At 58.0% G+C, this 3,647-nt stretch carries 4 protein-coding genes; 1 reads left to right on the top strand and 3 read right to left on the bottom strand.

What is annotated here, in order from left to right:
• Positions 1-342: 342 nt before the first annotated feature.
• The 3 genes from Q0C28_RS15120 to Q0C28_RS15110 are packed head-to-tail and all read right to left on the bottom strand — an operon-like array spanning position 343 to position 2,823.
• Positions 343-1,782: a gamma-glutamyltransferase gene (locus tag Q0C28_RS15120; protein WP_293577012.1), complete on the bottom strand. Its 1,440-nt coding sequence runs from the start codon at positions 1,780-1,782 to the stop codon at positions 343-345.
• Between the two features lie 59 nt (positions 1,783-1,841).
• Entirely contained in the window at positions 1,842-2,411 is a 570-nt protein-coding gene (locus Q0C28_RS15115; protein ID WP_293577010.1) for an MFS transporter, read from the bottom strand.
• Positions 2,359-2,823 carry a hypothetical protein gene (locus Q0C28_RS15110; protein ID WP_293577009.1) on the bottom strand — a complete coding sequence of 155 codons (465 nt, stop codon included), beginning with the start codon at positions 2,821-2,823 and terminating at the stop codon, positions 2,359-2,361. Before Q0C28_RS15110 ends, Q0C28_RS15115 begins: the two co-directional genes overlap by 53 nt.
• A 626-nt stretch (positions 2,824-3,449) precedes the next feature.
• Here Q0C28_RS15110 and Q0C28_RS15105 point away from each other — a divergent pair.
• On the top strand, positions 3,450-3,647 hold a 198-nt coding region (locus Q0C28_RS15105), incomplete at its 3' end, for a hypothetical protein (RefSeq protein WP_293577007.1).

The raw sequence follows: 3,647 nt of genomic DNA, 5'->3' as shown, positions 1-3,647 counted from the left end.
GCGCCACTTGCCACCGACGCGGATGTAGGTTTCGTCTACGTGCCAATCGACGCTCGCACGGCGCAGGTGTTTCTCTGTTCGTTTGGACACTTCAGGGCCGAATTTCTGAACCCATCGAAACACGGTCGAACGATCAACTTCAATGCTTCGCTCCGCTAATAAATCGACGACATCTTGGTAGGACAGCGGAAATCTCAAGTATCAGCGGACGGCGCAAAGAATGATGTCGCGCGGAAAGCGGTGGTGTTTGAATGGCGATCTACGCGGCATAGGCAACCTCAAAACACCCAACGTCACCAATGTCGGCGACTAATGCAACAGTCCCCGATTACTGGCTTTGCATCATACCAGGTAGGTCACTTTTGAACGCTCATTGACGCTGGTAGGACCAACTGAATCTGCCCATGGCGAATGCGGCTCAGTGCAGCCTTCAAAGCCATCGGCGGTCTGCATCACTGCAACGGCGCTGCCATAGGTCACGGGAAAGGCGCTGGGGGCGATCATGCGCAAAGATCCATTTTGTGCCAAGGATTCCTGTGCAGCCATTGGCAAACGAGGATCAACGATGGTCAATGCAGCCTCGGGTGTATCGATGCGCGGTGCGCCAAAAGCACCTTCCAGACTGGTGCACCCTTCCAACAAAAAATCAGCAATTTGGAAAACCGCAGGCAAGATTTTTCGCCCCCCGCATGCCCCCAAAGCAAAGCGCCCCGCTGTGCTTTCCCCGACAACAGGACAGACATTCATCAGGCAGGTGCGCCCGGGTGCCAGCGTGTTCGGCCCGCCGGGTTTTGGGTCAAACCACATGATCCCATTGTTGAACAAAAAACCTGAGCGCGGTGCCAGAAGACAAGCACCAAAGACCGACAGAATGGTTTGGGTCAAGCTGACCAACCGACCATCGCGGTCCACGACTGAAATATGGGTAGTGCAATCGGCTATGCTCGGATTGGCGTTATGCCCCATGGTTTGCCGCCGTTGCGCCGTTGCGGCCAAAAGTGCCGCGCGGGTTGCGGCGATGTCGCGAACGCCAGCCGCTTGGTACCGCTGCCAAGTATCAATCAGTGTTGGCCCCCCGGTCAGCCCGGGCGTGGCCCAAAGGTAGCCTGTCGTGCTTGGTACCGACAACGCAGGCAGAACCTCGGGGCGGTATTTACTTAAGTCGTCTGCCGATAGTGGCACGCCCTGTTCGGCAGCATCTTGCAGAATTTGTCGGGCTAAATCACCGTGATAAAAATCTTCTGGTCCGGCCTTAGCCAATCGTTCAAGACTACACGCAGCGGCAGGTTGCGGGATCATCCGAGGTTCGGTCATGGTCCAAGTCGTGGTTTTGGGCCACTGCCCCTGATCCAGAAACATCTGCGCGCAATGGGGGTCTTGTGCCAGCTCGCAGGCCTTGGTGGCGATCACCAATGAGCTGTACCAATCCAACGGAATACCTTGTTTTGCCTCAGTAACTGCTGGGGCAACAAGCTCAGCCCAAGGAATGCGGCCATCAACAACAGCGGCCCATGGGAAAAGATCACTGGCGCGGTGGCCCGGTTCAAGCGGATATTGCGCAGGGTCAAGCGCCTCTGGACTTTTGGGGTTGAACAAAATCGCTTCCGGATGATTGTCAGGGTGGGCAACCAACATGGCGCCGCCACCCAAAGGGCCGCTCATCCACGGTTCAAGCACACCGGACACAAAAGACGCGGCAATCGCGGCATCAACCGCCGTCCCACCCGCGGAAAGCACATCTGCGCCGACCTGTGCGGCCTGATGACATTGTGCAGAAACCATCCCAAACCGGCCATATGCCGCTGGTTTGGTGACCTGCTGACTGCATGAGCGATTGCGGTTCATGGAGCCTTGGCTTCATCGGTGTCTGGCAATATCGGCGCATTGGCAAGGTCGCGCGTTAGCCACCAGGCTCCAGCGCAGAACAAGCCACCGATGACCAAAGTCATTGAGAGCCCAAGAACCGAACTGGCCGTGCCCATCCAGAGCGCGCCCAAGGCGGTACCGCCCCGGAAGGACAGGAAATACAACGTGCTTACCCTGCCCCGCATCGAATCATCCACAAGGCTTTGAATAACTTGCTGCGATTTGACCGCCGTTACCGTGATCGCAAAACCCAGCGCGGTGAACAGAAGCATCGCAAGCCAAAGTGTTTCGGCAAAGGCAATTCCAACCGCGCAAGGGGCCAGGGCCAAGCCAAAGATCACCGTTTGCCGGATCGCAGTACGCGTACTTTGGTCGCGGGCGGCGAGGTTCCAACACCCGGCAATGACCGATCCAAGGCCCGTGACAGCGATTAACACACTGAACCATTCTGCGGCCAAGCCCAGCTGGAGTTCGGTCAGGGCCGGGGCCAGTTCAGGAATGCCACGAGCGCCCGCCGACGTGATGGCGATGATCAAAAGGGGCATACCCAATACACGTCGACTGGCCGCATAGCGCATCCCCACCACGGCACCCGACAGCGCATTGCCGCGTTGCGTTTGCCCAGCCTTGGGTCTCGACCAGATCGGCCCGTGCCGATTCCAACTTCTCAGCAAAGAGCCGATCCAGAAGGGCAGGGGAGGCGAGGAAGACCTCGTCGGAAAAGAGATCGCGCGTGACCGCGCCACCCTCAGCCTTGTAAGCTTCGATGCCGACGAACTTGGCACGGCGGTCGGTGGCTTTGATCGCATCGGGATGCAGCGCGTTCTTGATGGCACTCTCGGAGACGGCTTGCCCCTTCCATGAAGGTCTGCAGCTTGGAATGCTTGCGCCATGTGAACTTGGCGTTTTCACCTTCATCGCCGCTCTCGGCTGTTTTGACATATGCGTATTGATCAAGGCCCATGGCCAGTCTCCTTCTCAAAGTGGGAGCGGCGCAGTGTCATTTGCTCGTGACCTCTTGGCCTTGGCCCGCTTACCGCCAGTGGCGGAGGCCTCAACTGATCTCACAGCCCGAAAAGCCCCCGTGCTTTTCGGCTGGGCAGAGCAGGTGAGGGTGTAGGCCCGTCCTGCGGCCGGGCGGCGACCTGACACAGGGGGCCAGAGCGGTGAAAACGGGAGGGGCCCGCGCCCCCGCGTGGGAGGAACCGGATTTCTCCGCAGAGGCTGGCGCGCTCGCGCGACACCAGAGCCCCTGTTCGGGGCGTCGGCCGGATGGCAGGCGGAACCAAAGATTGAGAACCTGACAGCCGGGTTAGAGCGGAGCGGAGACCCGGCTGACCGCTGGTTCAATCGATCGCGGTCTCGCCCGCGATCTCATCTGATACATGCATAAGGGATCGACACCGAACGGCGGAGACGCGAGCAACGCGGCTCCGGGCGCAGCCAAGAGCCTGGCCAGCGCCAGGGCGCTGGTGTGCCAATGAACAGAAATCCCTAAATGGAAGAATTTTGTATTTGAAAAACATTTTTCTTCCATCTAAGCTAGCGCTCAAATAAACACAATAAGATACAGAGGTTTTCAAATGGCAAATAATGATGGAATCGAGAAAGATTTCGTCCATCTCGCAAGGGTGGCGCTGTCAGGACGCACTCAGGACGTCCAAACTTATCTGCATCGAATTGCGAAGCGCCGCGGCCTGAATAAGGAATTCTCTGGCGCCTTAATAGAGCTACTTCGTAAAAACCCAACTCGCTCATCCCCTCTGCGCAAGGGCATGGAA

Source organism: Phaeobacter sp., assembly GCF_022825805.1.
Taxonomy (GTDB): Bacteria; Pseudomonadota; Alphaproteobacteria; order Rhodobacterales; family Rhodobacteraceae; genus Phaeobacter.
Note: the sequence above shows the minus strand (reverse complement) of the source record. Positions and strands in the feature narration are given on the sequence as shown.

Coding starts and splice junctions, on each gene's coding strand:
- Q0C28_RS15115 (WP_293577010.1), bottom strand. CDS start 2,411: ATGCCCCTTTTGATCATCGCCATCACGTCGGCGGGCGCTCGTGGCATT.
- Q0C28_RS15120 (WP_293577012.1), bottom strand. CDS start 1,782: ATGGTTTCTGCACAATGTCATCAGGCCGCACAGGTCGGCGCAGATGTG.